Below are 16,711 nucleotides of genomic sequence, written 5' to 3' on the forward strand. Positions count from 1 at the left end.
CCCCTATTCGCCCCGCATTGAACACGTTGTGAATGGCAGGACAAGCTTCGGGTTGCGTACCCCCGCCCCGACCCCCTAGTCGGCGGCGCATGGCCGCACCCATCCTCTCCTTCGAAGACCTCGGCATCGTTCAGGGCTCCGGCTGGCTCTTCCGCCACCTCGACATCCATATCGGCCAGCGCGACCGGCTCGCGCTGATCGGCCGCAACGGCGCGGGCAAGTCGACGCTGCTGCGCCTGATCGCCGGTAGCATCGACGCCGACGAGGGGCGGCGCACGGTCGTCCCCGGCACCCGCGTGGTGATGCTGGAACAGGACCCCGACGTGTCCCGCTTCGCTACCCTGCGCGATTACGTCTCGGCCGGCGACGATGCGCCGCTGGGGCATGAGGCGGAGGCGATCGCAGACCAGCTCGGCATCGATCTCGACCGGGAGGCGAAGTCCGCATCGGGCGGCGAGCGTCGCCGCGCCGCCATCGTCCGAGCGCTGGCGCTGGAACCCGACGTGCTGCTGCTCGACGAGCCAACCAACCATCTCGACGTCGCCGCGATCGAATGGCTCGAACAATGGCTCGGCCGCTACACCGGCGCGTTCGTCGTCATCAGCCACGACCGCACCTTCCTGACCCGCCTGACGCGCCAGACGCTGTGGCTGGAACGCGGCAGCGTCCGCCGTGCGGAGATCGGCTTCGGCGGGTTCGAGGCGTGGACCGAGCAGGTCTTCGCGGAGGAACAGCGCAACGCCGAGCGCCTCGATGCCAAGCTCAAGATCGAGGAGCATTGGCTCTTGCGCGGCGTCACCGGCCGCCGCCGCCGCAATCAGGGCCGCCTGGCGAAGCTCAAGGAGATGCGCGCCACCCGCGCCGCGATGATCGGGCCGCAGGGGACCGCCGCGCTCGCGGTCGGCACCGACGACGTGAAGACGAAGGTTGTGATCGACGTCAGCCACGTCTCGAAATCGTTCGGCGACCGCGTCATCATCCGTGACCTCAACCTGCGCGTTACCCGCGGCGACCGCATCGGCATCGTCGGCGCCAACGGCGCGGGCAAGTCGACGTTGCTCAAGCTCCTGACCGGCGAGATCGAGCCCGACAGCGGCAGCGTGAAGCTGGCAAAGACCCTCGACGGCATCGTCATCGATCAGCAGCGGTCGCTGATGGCCCCGGAAAAGACCGTTCGCGACGTGCTGGCGGACGGTGGCGAGTGGATCGACGTGCTCGGCGTGCGCAAGCACGTCCACGGCTATCTCAAGGAATTCCTGTTCGATCCCAGCCTGATCGACGCGAAGGTGGGCACGCTGTCGGGCGGCGAACGCTCGCGGCTCCTGTTGGCCCGCGAATTCGCGCGGCCGTCGAACCTTTTGGTGCTCGACGAACCGACCAACGACCTCGATCTCGAAACCCTCGACCTGTTGCAGGAGGTGATCGGCGATTACGACGGCACCGTCCTGATCGTCAGCCACGACCGCGACTTCCTTGACCGCACCGTCACCGTCACGCTCGGGCTGGACGGCAGCGGCACCGTCGATGTCGTCGCCGGCGGCTACGAGGATTGGGAAAAGCGACGCCGCCCCCGCGCCGATGCGAAGAAGCCCAAGGCCGCCGCCGCTCCCCCGCCACCGTCCGCACCGTCGAAGAAACTCACCTACAAGGACCAGCGCGACTACGATCTGCTCCCCACCCGCATCGAGGAGCTCGACCGCCAGATCTCCCGCGACGAGGCGCTGCTCGCCGATCCCGATATGTATACCAGGAACCACGCCCGCTTCGCCGCCTTGACCGCCGCCGTCGACAAGGCCCGCGCGGAGAAGGACGCGGCCGAAATGCGCTGGCTGGAACTGGCCGAAATGGTCGAGGGCCTGGGCTGATCCTGATCGACGGGAGAGCTTGGCTAATCCTGCTCCCCTCCCCTCGGGGAGGGGTTGGGGGAGGGCGTCTCCCCGCGCGCGACATCATCCGCAGAATCCCGCTGACGCCCCGGCCCGACCCAGCCCCGGATCGTCGCAACGACCCTCGCCGGGCCCCGAAAAACGTGCATTTCCAGCAACAATTCGGCCGGTCGGTCATTGGATAGTTACGGCCGCACCGGTCGCAACGTCACCGACCAGCATGGGTCGGGACACCGTGCAGGAGATGATGATGACCTACCTTTTGGGGACCGGGTTGATGCTCGGCCTCGCCTCCGCAACGATACCCGCAGCAACCATCGACCACTCGATCACGATCGATCATCGCACCGGACCGATCGACGCCCGCTATCGCGGCACCGTCGCGGTCGAACATAAGCAGGTGGGCTCGATCGCGCCTCCCGGTCGCGCCTCGACGCTGCGCTGCATGTGGTCCGCCAACATGATCGTCGACCGGCACGCGACCGCCGCCACCGGCACCACGATGATGCGCAACATCGTCCGCGACAACGTCGTCTCCGGCAGCCGGCCGGGCTGGTGCGATAAGCACCGTGGCAGCATCGCGAAGGAAGTTGCTGCAAAGGTGAAGGATATGGACTCCCATGTCGTCGCCGTCGCGCAGGAAGATCACGATGTTCTGCGCGCCGAACTCGACCGGGCGCATGGCGAGACCCGCACCGGATGAAGCCCCATTCCTTGATCGCCGGTGCCGCCCTCGCGGCGGCATCGGCCCTGCCCGCCCATGCGCAGACCGGCCTGTCCGCCGGCGTCGAAGCCGCCACGGACGAAGCCCGTCGCGGCCTGAGCTGGAGCGAAAATCGCGGCGTCCTTTCCGCCGATGCCGCCGCCAGCCTGGGCCCGGTCGACGCGTCCGCCCGTGTCGTGACGACGCGCGGTTCGTCCCGCCACGGCGATGCCGATGCGGTCGCCGACATCGGCCTCGGCACGGGCTGGAACCTCGGCGCGATCCGCGTTCGCGCCGGCGGTACCGCCCACCTGTTTGCCGGCGCACGCGGCAAGATGGATTACGGGGAGGTCGGCGCCTCCGCCAGCTTCACCTTCGGTCCGCTGCAACTCACCGGCGGGGCCGACTACGCCCCCTCGCAGGACGCGATCGGCGGCGACAATCTGTTCGTCTACGCCGCGGCCAACGCCGGCATCCCGGCCACGCCGTTTACGCTGGTCGCCGTTATCGGCCATTCGACCGGCGACGTGAACGATCCCGTCCGCGCCCAGCGGCTCCGCCCCGGCGGCGATTACAGCAACTGGCGGCTCGGGGTCGAACACCGCACCGGACCGCTGACACTGGCGCTCGATTACGTCGGCACCGACGTGAACAGGCGTGACGCTTTCGGCCCGTTCGCGGACGCGCGCCACGCCGGCGACCGCATCGTCGGCCGGGTCCGCTTCGGCCTCTGAAAGGTCCGCTGTCCTACACGGGCACCCTCGTGTAGGACAGCGGATGACGCTCTTTGAACCCGCCGGCTACCTGATCGCGAAACGGCGCATTGGACTAACCTTAGCCTAACCTTCCGCGTCGGTGTATTACAGGCCCCGCCCCTCGCGCCCTGCAAGATCAACGACATACTGCCAGGCTACCCGGCCCGACCGGCTCCCCCGCCGGGTCGCCCACTGCACCGCATCGGCGGCGTCGAATGGCAGCCCGTGCGCCTCGGCATAGCCACGCACGATCGCCAGATACCCGTCCTGATCGAGCACGTGGAAGCCCAGGCTCAACCCGAACCGGTCCGCCAGTGCGAGATGATCGTCGACCGCATCGCGCGCGTTGATCGCACTCTCCTGCTCGGCGATATCGCGTGGTTGCAGGTGGCGGCGATTGGCCGTCACGGCGAGGCGGACATTGCCCGGCCGCGGCTCCGCCCCGCCCTCCAGCATCGAACGCAGCGCCCGCGCCTCGCCCGGCTGATCGACGCCCAGATCGTCGATGAACACCACGAACGCGCGCTCCACGGACCCCAGCCGGGCGAACAACGCCGGCAATCCCGCCATCTCGCCCGCCGACACCAGCGCCAGCGCGCCGCCCTCCGCCTGCACCGCTGCGACCGCGCTCTTCACCAGCGCCGACTTGCCGGTACCGCGCGCACCCCACAGCAGCACGTCCTGCGCCGCGAATCCCTTCGCCAGCCGCCGCAGATTGCCAAGCAGCGAAACCTTCTGCCGCTCGATGCCCAGCAGCCGGTCCAGCGGCAAAGGTGCGAACCCCCGCGCCGCGACCAGCACCCCGCCCTCCCAGCGATAGGCGGGATGCGCCAGCGGGTCGGCGGGCTCCCCCGGCGGCGGTGAAAGGCGCTCCAGCGCCGCGGCGATCCGTTCCAGCGGGTCCATCCCGCCGCTCTGGCGACTGGCCCGGTTTGGCGCAAGGCTCAGCCGAGCTGCCGGCGATGGTCCGCGATCACGGCATCCCCCGGCGCCAGTACCACCGCCTTGTCGAGCAGTTGGCGCGCCGCATCGATCCGCCCCGCCGCCGCCAGCGCGACGCCGTACGCATCGGCCGCCCCCGCATGCATCGGCTGGGCCACGTACGCCGCCCGCCCGTAACGCACCGCGACGTCGCCATCGCCATCGCCGGCATAGGCCAGCGCCAGATCGCACAGCAGCGCGACCTCCCCCGATCCGACCCGGCGTCGAACGCCCTCCAGCGTCTCGATCGCCGCATCCCACTGCCCGGCCGCGACCTGAAGATGCCCCAGCAGCCGCTGCCCCGCGACGCTCTGCGGGTTTTGCGCCAGATACAACGAAAGTGTCGCCGCCGCCGCTTCCGCCTGCCCACTCCGGCTACGGGCATCGATCAGCCGCAGCATCGCCGGCTCGTCGAACTGCAGGTCCGCGGCCCGCGCATAGGCGGCATCCGGCCGCTGCCCGACCAGCGCCAGCACGTCGCCATACGCGGTCTGCGCCGCCGGCGTCCCTGCGCCGTCTTCGACCAACGCCCGCGCCTGCCCCAGCGCCCGACTCAGATCGCCGCTACCGATCAGCCCCCGAATCACGCCGACCGCATAGGTCGGATCGCCCGGAGCCGCCGCCGCTCCGGCCTGCAACGTCGCCAGCGCATCGTCGGTCGCGAACGCCGCCGAGCCGCCGCGCCCCACCGCCGCCGCCCGGTCGAGGAACATCGCCGCCGACACCCGGTCGCCGGTGGCCTCGAACGCCCGCGCCGTCAGCGTCAGTGCATAGGCATCCGCATCGCCCCGCACCGCCAGCGGCCGCAGCACCGCCAGCGCCCCTTGCGCATCGCCCGATCGCAACAGCGCCGCCGCCAGCAACCGTCGCGCCGTCAGGTTCATCGGCTGGTTCTCGCTCAGCGCCCGCCACGATGCCGCCGCCCGCTCCCACTGTCCGCCGGCATAGTCGATCGCCCCGCGCAACAACTGCGCACCCGGCAAGCCCGACACCGCGCCGTTCCGCTCCAGCAACGATCCCGCCAGTTCCAGCTTCCCCGCCCGTGCCGCCAGCACGGCGTACAGGTACAGCACCCGCGCATCGCCCGGCCGCGCCTCCGCCGCCCGTCGCAGCGACGCCAGCATGTCCGCGTTCCGCCCTGCCTCACCCAGCGTCGCGGCATAATCGATCAGGGTCGGCATCGCATAGGCGTCGCGCCGCAACGCCGCCTCGAACCAGGGCAGCGCCGCGACCAGCCCATACCGCGCTCGGACGACCTCGCCCTCCAGTGCCAGCGCGTGCGGATCACGCGGCATCAGCCGCGCCGCCGCGCCCGCCGCCTCGCTCGCACCGCCCAGATCGCCGCCGGCGAAGCGCAACCGCCCCAGGTCCAGCCACGCGCGGCCATTGCCCGGATGCTGCGCCACCAGCGTCTCCAGCGCGGTCTTCGCCGCCACGGGCTGACCCTGCACCGCCAGCGCCCGTGCCCGGATGCGCTCGGCGAAATCGAAATAGCGCGACTCCGCCTTCGCCGCTTCCGCCAACGCACCGTTCGCATCACCCTGCAACAGCCGCGCCTCGGCCCGCAGCTGATGCAGCCGCGCCGCCGGAAAGCCCACCGCCTCCGCCCGCGTCAAGGCTGCTTCCGCCGCCAGCCCGTCGCCCAGTTCCAGATAGGCGCGCGCCAGCACCGCCTGTGCCGCCCCGTATTGCGGCGCCGCCGCCGCCGCTGCCAGCGCGTTCGAACGTGCGGCGCTGTAATTGCCCGCCTCCAGCGTCACGAGCGCATTGCCCAGCAGGAGCCGCGCATCGACCGGCGCCGGCCGCAGCAACAGCTTGGCCGTGCCGCCAAGCACCAGCAGCGCGCACACCGCCAGCACCGCGATCGACCGCACCCGCGGAGATACGCCAAGTCCTCGGCGACGCCGTCGCTGCCGCATCATCGGATAGAGCATCGCCGCATCAGCCATGAAGGTGGTAGCTTTTCAAAAGGTCGTACAAGGTCGGCCGGCTGACGCCCAGCAAGCGCGACGCGCCGGAGATATTCCCCTCGGCCTGCGCCAGCGCCCGCCCGATCGCCCGCCGGTCCGCGGCCTCGCGGGCGGTGCGCAGGTTCAGCTCCACCACGCCGTTGCTGTCCCCCAGATCAAGGTCGGCGGCTGTGACCAGCTTGCCGTCGGCCATGATGACCGCCCGCTTCACCCGATTCTCCAGCTCGCGGACGTTGCCCGGCCAGCGCCATGCATCGACCGCCGCCCGCGCATCCGCCGCCAGTCCGGTGACGGCGGGGTTCAGCGCCTTGGCGTACCGCCCGACGAAATGCTTCGCGAGCAGCGCCGCATCGCCCGTCCGCTCCGCCAGCGCCGGGATTTTCACCACGATCTCCGCCAGCCGGTAATACAGGTCTTCGCGAAACCGCCCCTCGGCGACCATCGCATCGACATCCTGATGCGTCGCGCAGACGACGCGCGTATCGACCGGGATCGCCTTGCGCCCGCCGATCCGCTCCACCACACGTTCCTGCAGGAACCGCAACAGCTTCACTTGCAACGGCAGCGGCACGTCGCCGATCTCGTCGAGGAACAGCGTGCCGCCCGCGGCCTGCTCGATCTTGCCCTCGGTCGTCTTCACCGCGCCCGTGAACGCGCCCTTTTCATACCCGAACAGTTCCGCTTCCAGCAGCGTCTCCGGGATCGCGGCGCAATTGATCGCGACGAAACTGCCCTTCCGCCGCGGGCCCGCCTCGTGGATACCCCGCGCCAGCAATTCCTTGCCCGTCCCGCTCGCACCCAGCAGCATCACCGATACGTCGGCCGGCGCAACCCGCTCCAACTGGCGCGCGACGCGGCCCATCTCGGGCGATGCGTAGAGCAGCCCGCCGAACGCACCCGGCACGACCTTCGCCTGCAACCGCCGGTTCTCCGCCTCCAGCGCATGGACGTGAAAGGCGCGCGACACGATCAGGCCGAGCGCATCGATATCGATCGGCTTCTGATAGAAATCCCATGCTCCGTCGCCGATCGCCGCCAGCGCACTTTCCCGCGCGCCGTGCCCCGATGCGACGATCACCTTCGTCGTCGGCGCCATCGCCAGCATGGCGTGCAGCGTCGCAAAACCTTCGGCGGTGCCGTCCGGATCGGGCGGTAAGCCCAGGTCGAGCGTCACGACCGCCGGCTCGTGCAATCGCAGCGCGTCCAGCGCCGCGGCCCGGTCTCCGACCACGACGACCTCATACGCCTCGTACGTCCAGCGCAATTGCCGCGCCAGACCGGCATCGTCCTCGACGACCAGCAACACCGGACGACTCATGCCGCAACCTCCAATGCAGGGGCGACGGGCAGCACGATCCGGAACCGCGTGCCCTCCCCGACACGGCTCTCCACCGTCAGTTGTCCGCCCATTCCCACCACCAATTGTCGCGCCTCATAGGCGCCGATTCCGAACCCGCCCGGCTTGGTCGACACGAACGGCCGGAACAGCTCGTCACGCACGAAGTCGGCGGACATGCCGCTCCCCCGGTCTGCGACGACGATCGCCACGTCGTCTTCCGTCCGCTCGATTGCGATCGTCACCGGCCGATCGGTCGCGCTCGCTTCGACCGCATTCTGGATCAGATGGCTCAGCACCTGCTCCAGCCGCAACGGCTGCGCGAGCACGAGCGGCGCGGTCGCGAGATCCGACGTGACGGGATGCTGTGCACGCCGCGCCGCGACGACGCGGCCGATCAAAGTCGCCACATCGACGGGCTGCGTTGGCTCCGGCCGCGCGCCATCATGCTGGCCCAGTCGCGACAGCAACGTCGCCATGCGGCCAGACGAATCCTTCAGCGTCGCGACCATGTCGGACCGGAACTCGGCATTGTCCGCGTGCCGCTCGGCGTTGCGTGCCACCAGCGTCAACTGGCTCGCGACGTTCTTGATGTCATGCAGCAGGAACGCGAACCGGCGATTGAACTCGTCGAACCGTCGCGCCTCGTCCAGTGCGGTGCGCAGCCGATCCTCCGCCAGAAAGCTCGCCGCCTGACGCCCCGCCACGCGGAGCAGATCGAAATCCTCCCAGTCCAGCGCCCGCTCCACCGGCGGCCTCGCCAGCACGATCGCGCCGACCAGCGCCTCGGCATGCAGCAACGGCAGCACGAACCACGCATCGGCGTTGGTCGTCAGCCATTCGGGCACGCCGGCCGCGACGACATCCATGACGTCGTCGACCACCACCAGCCGACCCGTGTCGCGAAGGTAGCGGGTCATCGTCTCGCCCCCCTCGCCGCTCGCCTCCGCCCAGTTCCAGTCGCCGCCCGGCACCAGCCCGCCGTCCTGCGCCCTCAGCAACAGTCCTGCGGGCGCATCGACCAGATCGGCCAGCGCCTTGATCGTTCGCGTCGCCAGCGGCGCGGTACCCTCGCCGGACGCGCCGAGCGTCGCCGTCACCCGCTGCCACTCGACGCGGTAGTCGTACCGGTGCGTAAACAGATGCTTGGCGACCTTCACGCGGAACCACGCGCGCAGCCAGGGTGTCGACATCAGCGTCAGCAGCGCCGTCGTCGCCCCGATCACGATCGCGGTCTGGACGATGCGGGCATGATCCGGAGCCAGCAGGCCGGCGACATGCGCCCCGAACGCGGTCAGGCCGGCATAGAGCACCAGTGCGATGCCGCCGATCGCCCGAACCGCGACGCTGCGCGACAGCGTCGGCTCCCCCGCGCCAAGGCGATTGGTGGAAAGCAGCATCGCCACCCCGACCATCGCCAGCCCGCGCGCCAGGAACAATCCCGGACCCATCGCGGCATCCGCCATCTCGCCCAGCGCGACGATCAGGTCGCTCGTCCACATCGCGGACAGCGCGATGACGATCACGCGGGCGCTGCCTGTCTTCGGGCTGCGCGGATCGCGCACGATCTGGTGCAGCAGGACCAGCGCGCCGGCCGCGCCCATCATCGCGAACACCGACCGCGCATCGCCCAGCGCGCGCGCTGCCTCCGGGACGTCGACTGCGGCACCGGCAATCGCGACCAGCGCCGTCCCGGCCATCACCGCCGCGACGATCACGTACAGCGCGGCCAGCGATCCGTGGCCGCTGCCCGACCGGCGGACCGATACCGCCATCATGCCCAGCCACGCCAGGTTGCGAATCGCCGCCGCCAGGTCTGGGCCGACCTCGTGCGCGTCGATCCCCGCGACCGTCAGCGCCCACAGGCTTGTCAGCAACAGCGTGCCCGCCATCATCCGTTGCAGCGCGCCGCCACGCCGCCACGTTGCCAGCGCCGCCATGCCGAACAGCAAGGCAGCCAGCGCATAGGTCCACAGAACCAGCGCGCCGGCGATGGTATTGGTCATGGTCGTACGTTCATCGGAACGATGGGAATCACCGCGCGCCCGACGGCCACAGCACGACCTTCAGCGTCTGGAGCAGGATCAGCAGGTCGAGGAAAGGCGAGTAATTCTTCGCGTAATACAGGTCGTATTCCAGCTTGTGGCGGGCGTCGTCGACCGATGCGCCGTACGGGTAGTTGATCTGCGCCCAGCCGGTGATGCCCGGCTTCACCATGTGCCGTTCGGCATAGTATGGGACCTGCTGCTCCAGGTCGGCGACGAATTGCGGTCGCTCCGGTCGCGGTCCGACGAAGCTCATCTCGCCCTTCAGCACGGTCCACGTCTGCGGCAGCTCGTCGATCCGCAACTTCCGGATCAGCCGGCCCACGCGCGTGATGCGCGGGTCCCGCTCCGCTGCCCACACCGCCTGCCCGGCGATTTCCGCATCCTGCCGCATCGATCGCAGCTTCAGGATCTCGAACGACTGGTTGTACAGCCCGACGCGGTGCTGCCGGTAGAAAGCCGGTCCCCGCGACTCCAGCTTGATCGCGATCGCGGTCACGATGACGATCGGCAGCGTCAGGATCAGCAGCATCAGGCTGGCGACGATGTCGAACGCGCGCTTGGCCGCACTCGACAGCGCCCGCCCGGATGCGAACCCGTCGGAAAAGATCAGCCAGCTCGGATTGACGCTGTTCAGGTCGATCCGGCCCGTCTCCCGTTCCAGGAAGGTGGAGATATCGCTGACGGCCACGCCGGTCGTCTTCACCCGCAATAAATCCTGCAAAGGCAGCGCGTTGCGCCGTTCCTCCAGCGCCAGCACGACCTCGCTCGCGCGACAGTCGACGACGTGTCCGGCCAGATTGGCGATGGCGCCCCGCTCGACCGCATCGGGCATGACGACCTTCGGCTCGTTCATCGCGACATAGCCTGCAACGACGAAATTGGCACCGGGCTTGGCCGCCAAGGCGCTGATCCGTGCCGCGCGTGCACCCGCGCCGAGGACAACGATCCGCCGCTTGAATGTCTCGCCGCCCAGTATCCCGCCCAGCAGAGCGCGGGTACCGACCAGCAGCACGGCCGCGATCACCATCGCGTACAGCAGGTTGGACCGCCACAGCGTCAGGCCGGGCACCAGAAAGTACAGCAGCGACAGGAACAGCACGCCCAGCCCGATCGCGACCGCCAGCCGCGCCGCCGCGAACCGCAGCGAGACGAACGATCCGACGCCATAGGCGCCGACCGCCACCAGCGACACCTGCAACGCCGCCGCGAAGCTGATCAGCTGCGGCAGGCGATTGGTGGCCGCGTCGACCGCCATGTCGATCTGGTGCGCGCGGACGATCCACGCGATCTCCGCCGACGCCATCAACAGCACGGCATCGACCAGCCCCAGCAGCAGGACGACGTGCGGCACGTAATGCTTGAACAGCCGGATCATGGCCAGAACTACTCCGCCGGGCAGGTGTGAAAGTGCCCGACCGCGACGTTTCGCAGCTTTTCCTCAACAAAGGCTGAAACCCGCATCTCGCTTGCGCGCTTGGGTGTCGTGCCGGTCCGCGCTACAGGCCGGCGCTTGCAGGAGGAAACATGAGCAGAACTATCGTCCCGGTGATCCTTTCGGGTGGCTCCGGTACACGCCTCTGGCCGATGTCGCGGCCGGAGCGGCCGAAGCAGTTCCTCGCACTGACCGCCGACGAGACGATGCTGCAACTGACTGCGAAGCGCGCTGTCGGTGCGCAGTTCGCGCCGCCGATCGTGGTGGCGAACGCCGCGCATGCGGAGGAGGTCGAGACGCAATTGGCCGCGATCGGCAGCAGCCCGGCCGCAATCATCCTGGAGCCGGCCGGCCGCAATACCGCGCCCGCGATCGCACTGGCAGCGCTGACCGCGAGCAGTGGGGAGGATGCGCTGCTGGTGATGCCGTCCGACCACGTCATCGCCGATGTGGAAGCTTTCCATGCCGCGATCGCCCGCGCTCTGCCGCTTGTGGATGACGGCTGGCTGGTGACCTTCGGCATCGCTCCCGACGCGCCGGAGACCGGCTATGGCTGGATTCAGGTCGGCGATCCGGTCGTGGACGGCGTTCACCGCGTCGTGCGCTTCGTGGAAAAGCCGCCGCTCGACCGGGCGGAGGCGATGCTGGCGTCGGGCGATCACGCCTGGAACGGCGGTATCTTCCTGTTCCGCGCGGACCGCTATCTGGCGGCGCTCCAGATCTATGCGCCGGACATCGTCTCATCGACGAAGGCGGCTATGGATGCGGCGCGGCACGACGGCGTGCGGGTCTACCCCGACGCGGAGGCGTTCGCCGCGTCGCCATCGGAGTCGATCGATTATGCCGTCATGGAAAAGGCGGAGCGCGTCGCGGTCGCGCCGGTGTCGATGGGGTGGAGCGACGTCGGCAGCTGGGACGCGCTGCACGCGGTCAGCGGGCGCGACGCCGATGAGAACAGCCATCGGGGCGAGGTGCTGGCGATCGATACCCGCAATTGCCTTGTCCAGAGCGACGGCGCCCGCGTGTCGCTGGTCGGCGTCAGCGACCTGATCGTGGTCGCCAGCGGCAACGACATCCTGATCATGCCCCGCGGCCGTAGCCAGGAGGTCAAGAAGCTGATTGAGGCGATGAAGCGCGGCTGAGGGTCAGTCGCGAGCGAATATCTCGGCGAACGGAAGGCTGAGCTTCAAGGCAGGCAAGTCGACATCGTGCGGCTGCGCGAAAAGGTCATCGCGCCACGATGTCGGCCCCAGTCGCTGAAATACGCGGCTGAGCTCATTATGCGGGTCGACCAGTACGATCGTATCGACGGTGGGGAGGCGGCGATACTCCGCCAGCTTTTCGCCTTCATCGATCTTGACCGTGGATGTTGACAGAACTTCCACGATAACGACCGGATCAGTGTAAAACCGCTGCTCTTCTCGCTCGAATGAAGCAGGGTCGCCGCAGAATACGCTGACATCCGGGTAGCGCAAATTCGATTCCGTGACCGCGACCGCCATGTCCGAATTATAGGCCCGGCAACCGGTACCCCGTAACTTGTTCGCCAAGTAGACGAGAATGTTTGTGGCCACGCGTGAGTGAGCCGGCGTGCCGCCGGTCATCATCCGGATTACGCCGTCAACCAGCTCGTACTTGCGACCGTCAGGAAACTCGATGTCCAAGAACTGACCGACCGTGATCGGCTGGTATAGAGGATCGTGGCGCATGGACACTGCATATCACGGCCAGCGAAACGGACAAAGGGCCGGGGGATCGCTCCCCCGGCCCTTCGTTTCGAAACGGACAGCGATTCCGATTCCATATCGGGCGGAGCCATCGGCTCCGCCCGACCGAAATCAGAAGTCCATGCCGCCCATGCCGCCCATGCCGCCGCCGCCGGGCATGCTCGGAGCCTTGTCCTCCGGCAGTTCCGACACGGTCGCTTCCGTGGTGATCAGCAGGCCGGCCACCGAAGCGGCGTTCTGCAGCGCGGTGCGGACGACCTTGGTCGGGTCGATCACGCCGGCGGTCACCAGGTTTTCATACGTGTCGGTCGACGCGTTGAAACCGAACGACGTGTCGTTCTGGTCGAGCAGCTTGCCCGACACGACGGCACCGTCATGACCGGCGTTCTGCGCGATCTGGCGAACCAGAGCAGTCAGCGACTTGCGGACAATGTCGATACCGCGGGTCTGGTCCTCGTTGACGCCCTTCAGGCCGTCGAGCGACTTGGTCGCGTACAGCAGCGCCGTACCGCCACCGGGGACAATGCCTTCTTCGACGGCTGCACGGGTCGCGTGCAGTGCGTCGTCGACGCGGTCCTTGCGCTCCTTCACCTCGACCTCGGTCGAACCACCGACCTTGATCACGGCAACGCCGCCGGCGAGCTTGGCGAGACGCTCCTGGAGCTTCTCACGGTCGTAGTCGCTGGTGGTGTTCTCGATCTGCGCACGGATCGCCTCGGTACGTGCCTTGATCGAGTCGGCTTCACCCGCACCGTCGATGATGGTGGTGTTGTCCTTGTCGATCGTGACGCGCTTGGCGGTGCCGAGCATGCCGACGGTCACGTTCTCGAGCTTGATGCCGAGGTCTTCCGAGATCATCTCGCCCTTGGTCAGGATCGCGATGTCTTCCAGCATCGCCTTGCGACGATCACCGAAGCCCGGAGCCTTGACCGCTGCGACCTTCAGGCCACCGCGCAGCTTGTTGACGACGAGCGTGGCCAGAGCCTCGCCCTCGATGTCCTCGGCGATGATCAGCAGCGGGCGACCCGACTGGACGACGGCTTCCAGGATCGGGAGCATCGCCTGCAGGTTCGACAGCTTCTTCTCGTGGATCAGGATGTACGGATCGTTCAGCTCGACCGTCATCTTCTCCGGGTTGGTGATGAAGTACGGCGACAGGTAGCCGCGGTCGAACTGCATGCCCTCGACGACGTCGAGCTCGAAATCGAGACCCTTCGCTTCCTCGACGGTGATCACGCCTTCCTTGCCGACCTTCTCCATCGCTTCCGCGATCTTCTCGCCGACTTCACGGTCGCCGTTGGCCGAGATGATGCCGACCTGGGCGATCTCGCTGGTGCCGGCGACGGGCTTGGAGCGCGCCTTGATGTCCTCGACGACCTTCAGGACGGCGATGTCGATGCCGCGCTTCAGATCCATCGGGTTCATGCCGGCCGCGACCGACTTCATGCCCTCGCGGACGATCGCCTGGGCCAGAACGGTCGCGGTGGTCGTGCCGTCACCGGCGATGTCGTTGGTCTTCGAGGCCACTTCGCGCACCATCTGCGCGCCCATGTTCTCGAACTTGTCCTTCAGCTCGATCTCCTTGGCGACGGTGACGCCGTCCTTGGTGATGCGGGGAGCGCCGAAGCTCTTGTCGATCACGACGTTGCGGCCCTTCGGACCCAACGTCACCTTCACCGCGTCGGCGAGGATATCGACGCCGCGCAAGATGCGCTCACGCGCGTCGCGGCCGAATTTTACGTCTTTGGCTGCCATGGTGGCTACCCTTTCAAACTATCGAAGTGGAGGAAGTGGAGGCGATCGGACGGATCAGGCGACAATACCCAGAATGTCCGATTCCTTCATGATGAGCAGGTCTTCGCCGTTCACCTTGACCTCGGTGCCCGACCACTTGCCGAACAAAATGCGGTCGCCCGCCTTCACGTCGAGCGGGGTGATCGTGCCATTGTCGGCGCGCGTGCCGGTGCCGGCGGCGACGACCTCGCCCTCCTGCGGCTTTTCCTTGGCGGTGTCGGGAATGATGATCCCGCCGGCCGTCTTCTCTTCAGCCTCGACGCGGCGGACGAGAACGCGGTCGTGCAACGGACGAAAGTTCATCGCTGAGCCCTCTTTTCAGTGTGTGTGACAGATTTCTGGCACTCACCGGGGGCGAGTGCCAACGCCGGGGATATGTGCCCGACATGATGAGTCGTCAACGGGGGAGTTGGAACTATTTCCGGTGGACCGGTGCCGGAGTCAGACCGAACCCGTCGCGCGCCGCCCACCGCCACAGCAGCAGCCCGGCGACCGCCGCCAACCCGCTCGCCAGCCCGATCCAGATGCCGACGCCGCGCAGGTCCGTGTAGAAGCCGAGCAGGATCGCGACGCCGAACCCGACGATCCAATACCCGCCCGCCGCCACCAGCATCGGCACGCGCGTATCCTGAAGTCCGCGCAACGCGCCCGCCGCGACGACCTGCGCCCCGTCGAACAGCTGGAACAGCGCCGCGATCGCGAGGAAGCGGATCGCCAGCGGCACCACCGCCGCGTTCTCCGGTGCATGCAGGTCGAGATAGGCGGACACCACCAGCCGTGGCGCGATCCACAATCCGACCGTGGTCAGTGCCATGAAACCGATGCCCAGCACCAGCGCCGCCGCCCCCGCCCGTCCGATCCAGACCCGGTCGAGCGCGCCATAGGCCATGCCGACGCGGATCGTCGCGGCCTGCGCGATCCCCAGTGGCACCTGAAACGACACCGCCGCGATCTGGAGCGCGACCGCATGCGCGGCAACGTCAACGACGCCGATCAGCCCCATCAGGAATGCCGCGCCGCCGAACAGAGCGCCCTCGAACGTCATCGTCAGGGCGACCGGCACGCCGATCCGCACGATCTCCGCCATCCGCGACCATTCCGTCCGCCACCAGCGGCCGAACAGCCGATAGCGGCGCAACTTCGGATCGAACGTCAGGATGGCCGCGTAAGCACCGGCCATCGCGCATGTCGTGACGACGCTGGCGATCGCCGATCCTTCCAGCCCCAGTGCGGGAAAGCCGGCATGACCGAACACCAGCAACCAGTTGCCGAGGATACCCAGCCCTAGCGCCATCGCCGTGACCGCCATCGCCCAGCCCGGCCGCCCCAATGCGGAGGCGGCGTTGCGCATCACCACGGACACGGTGAACGGGACCATCGCGAACAGCAGGATGTCGAGGAACGCGCCTGCACGAACCGCGACCGCAGGGTCCTGATGCGCCAGCCGGAACAGCGTTTCCCCGTTCGCCAGCAACAGCATGAACGGCACGCTCGCCGCGACCGCCAGCCATATCGCCATCCGGAACGTCCGCCGTACCTCCCGCACCGCATGGCGGCGGCGACCGAGTTCCGCCGCCATGACCGGGGCCGCCGCCCCGACCAGACCCAAAAGCGCGAACGAGATGATGCTGTAGAGGTAAACGCCCAGCGTCGCCGCCGCGAACTCCACCGTGCCAAGCCGCGCGACGAAGATCACGTCGACGGCGTAGACGCCCATCTGCAACAGGTTGGCCGCCACCAGCGGCGCGGCGAGCCCCAGCGTCGCGCGCATCTCCCCCGCCCACGTCGCGGGGGCGGCAGTCGTGGGGCGGGTGACGGGCGCGTGCATGATGGCGGCTGTAGGGCGATGGGCCGTCCAACGCCATGCCGCCCGGCCCCGCGGTGTCCAAGGAGCCGTCCCGTGAAGGCCGGCCGGCTGCTATGTTTGTCGTCATGCCGAGCGTGTCCCGCCATTTACCGTGGCGATGAACCCTCCAATGTCTCGTCGTGCGGAGACGTGAATGCCGGAACGAGCCCGGCCCAACAGCGTGAGGTTCTGCCGGCTCGGACCTCGCTTGCCGCGTGATCCCGAATCCGTTG

The 16,711-nt window shown here is 68.3% G+C and carries 13 protein-coding genes; 4 read left to right on the forward strand and 9 right to left on the reverse strand.

What is annotated here, in order from left to right; genetic code table 11:
• The first annotated feature begins 89 nt into the window (after nucleotides 1-89).
• The 3 genes from ILT43_RS03825 to ILT43_RS03835 all read left to right on the forward strand — a co-directional run bounded on the left by ILT43_RS03825 (nucleotide 90) and on the right by ILT43_RS03835 (nucleotide 3,323).
• Nucleotides 90-1,865, forward strand: coding sequence for an ABC-F family ATP-binding cassette domain-containing protein (locus ILT43_RS03825; protein ID WP_204195018.1), 1,776 nt, complete (start codon nucleotides 90-92; stop codon nucleotides 1,863-1,865).
• 241 nt (nucleotides 1,866-2,106) lie between these two features.
• On the forward strand, nucleotides 2,107-2,589 hold the full coding sequence (locus ILT43_RS03830; protein WP_204195019.1) for a hypothetical protein: 483 nt from the start codon (nucleotides 2,107-2,109) through the stop codon (nucleotides 2,587-2,589).
• Nucleotides 2,586-3,323, forward strand: coding sequence for a TorF family putative porin (locus tag ILT43_RS03835; RefSeq protein ID WP_204195020.1), 738 nt, complete (start codon nucleotides 2,586-2,588; stop codon nucleotides 3,321-3,323). Before ILT43_RS03830 ends, ILT43_RS03835 begins: the two co-directional genes overlap by 4 nt.
• A gap of 126 nt (nucleotides 3,324-3,449) precedes the next feature.
• On the opposite strand, the gene ILT43_RS03840 is transcribed toward ILT43_RS03835, so the two are convergent.
• From ILT43_RS03840 to ILT43_RS03860, 5 genes are read right to left on the reverse strand one after another with little or no spacing between them, the layout of a single operon-like run.
• A complete protein-coding gene (locus ILT43_RS03840; RefSeq protein WP_204195021.1) occupies nucleotides 3,450-4,250 on the reverse strand; it encodes an ATP-binding protein in 801 nt (266 codons plus the stop codon).
• A 38-nt stretch (nucleotides 4,251-4,288) separates the two neighbouring features.
• On the reverse strand, nucleotides 4,289-6,274 hold the full coding sequence (locus ILT43_RS03845) for a tetratricopeptide repeat protein (RefSeq protein WP_204195022.1): 1,986 nt from the start codon (nucleotides 6,272-6,274) through the stop codon (nucleotides 4,289-4,291).
• The gene (prsR, locus tag ILT43_RS03850) at nucleotides 6,267-7,613 is read right to left on the reverse strand and encodes a PEP-CTERM-box response regulator transcription factor (protein ID WP_204195023.1); all 1,347 of its coding nucleotides are present in this window, start codon (nucleotides 7,611-7,613) and stop codon (nucleotides 6,267-6,269) included. The genes ILT43_RS03845 and prsR overlap by 8 nt, the downstream gene beginning before the upstream one ends.
• Nucleotides 7,610-9,637 (reverse strand): XrtA/PEP-CTERM system histidine kinase PrsK, encoded by a 2,028-nt coding sequence (prsK, locus tag ILT43_RS03855; RefSeq protein WP_204195024.1) that lies wholly within the window; start codon nucleotides 9,635-9,637, stop codon nucleotides 7,610-7,612. Before prsK ends, prsR begins: the two co-directional genes overlap by 4 nt.
• A 28-nt stretch (nucleotides 9,638-9,665) precedes the next feature.
• Nucleotides 9,666-11,054 carry a TIGR03013 family XrtA/PEP-CTERM system glycosyltransferase gene (locus ILT43_RS03860; protein WP_204195025.1) on the reverse strand — a complete coding sequence of 463 codons (1,389 nt, stop codon included), beginning with the start codon at nucleotides 11,052-11,054 and terminating at the stop codon, nucleotides 9,666-9,668.
• Nucleotides 11,055-11,203: 149 nt separating this feature from the next.
• Between ILT43_RS03860 and ILT43_RS03865 the strand changes: the two genes are divergently transcribed.
• On the forward strand, nucleotides 11,204-12,253 hold the full coding sequence (locus ILT43_RS03865; RefSeq protein WP_204195026.1) for a mannose-1-phosphate guanylyltransferase/mannose-6-phosphate isomerase: 1,050 nt from the start codon (nucleotides 11,204-11,206) through the stop codon (nucleotides 12,251-12,253).
• A gap of 3 nt (nucleotides 12,254-12,256) precedes the next feature.
• On the opposite strand, the gene ILT43_RS03870 is transcribed toward ILT43_RS03865, so the two are convergent.
• The 4 genes from ILT43_RS03870 to ILT43_RS03885 form a co-directional block, all read right to left on the reverse strand.
• A complete protein-coding gene (locus ILT43_RS03870) occupies nucleotides 12,257-12,820 on the reverse strand; it encodes a Uma2 family endonuclease (RefSeq protein WP_204195027.1) in 564 nt (187 codons plus the stop codon).
• A 129-nt stretch (nucleotides 12,821-12,949) separates the two neighbouring features.
• Entirely contained in the window at nucleotides 12,950-14,593 is a 1,644-nt protein-coding gene (gene groL, locus ILT43_RS03875) for a chaperonin GroEL (protein ID WP_204195028.1), read from the reverse strand.
• A gap of 54 nt (nucleotides 14,594-14,647) precedes the next feature.
• Nucleotides 14,648-14,935 carry a co-chaperone GroES gene (gene groES, locus ILT43_RS03880; RefSeq protein WP_055842436.1) on the reverse strand — a complete coding sequence of 96 codons (288 nt, stop codon included), beginning with the start codon at nucleotides 14,933-14,935 and terminating at the stop codon, nucleotides 14,648-14,650.
• 112 nt (nucleotides 14,936-15,047) lie between these two features.
• Nucleotides 15,048-16,460, reverse strand: a complete 1,413-nt coding sequence (locus ILT43_RS03885) for an MATE family efflux transporter (protein WP_204195029.1) — start codon at nucleotides 16,458-16,460, stop codon at nucleotides 15,048-15,050.
• Between the last annotated feature and the right edge of the window lie 251 nt (nucleotides 16,461-16,711).

Source organism: Sphingomonas longa, assembly GCF_016892685.1.
Taxonomy (GTDB): Bacteria; Pseudomonadota; Alphaproteobacteria; order Sphingomonadales; family Sphingomonadaceae; genus Sphingomonas; species Sphingomonas longa.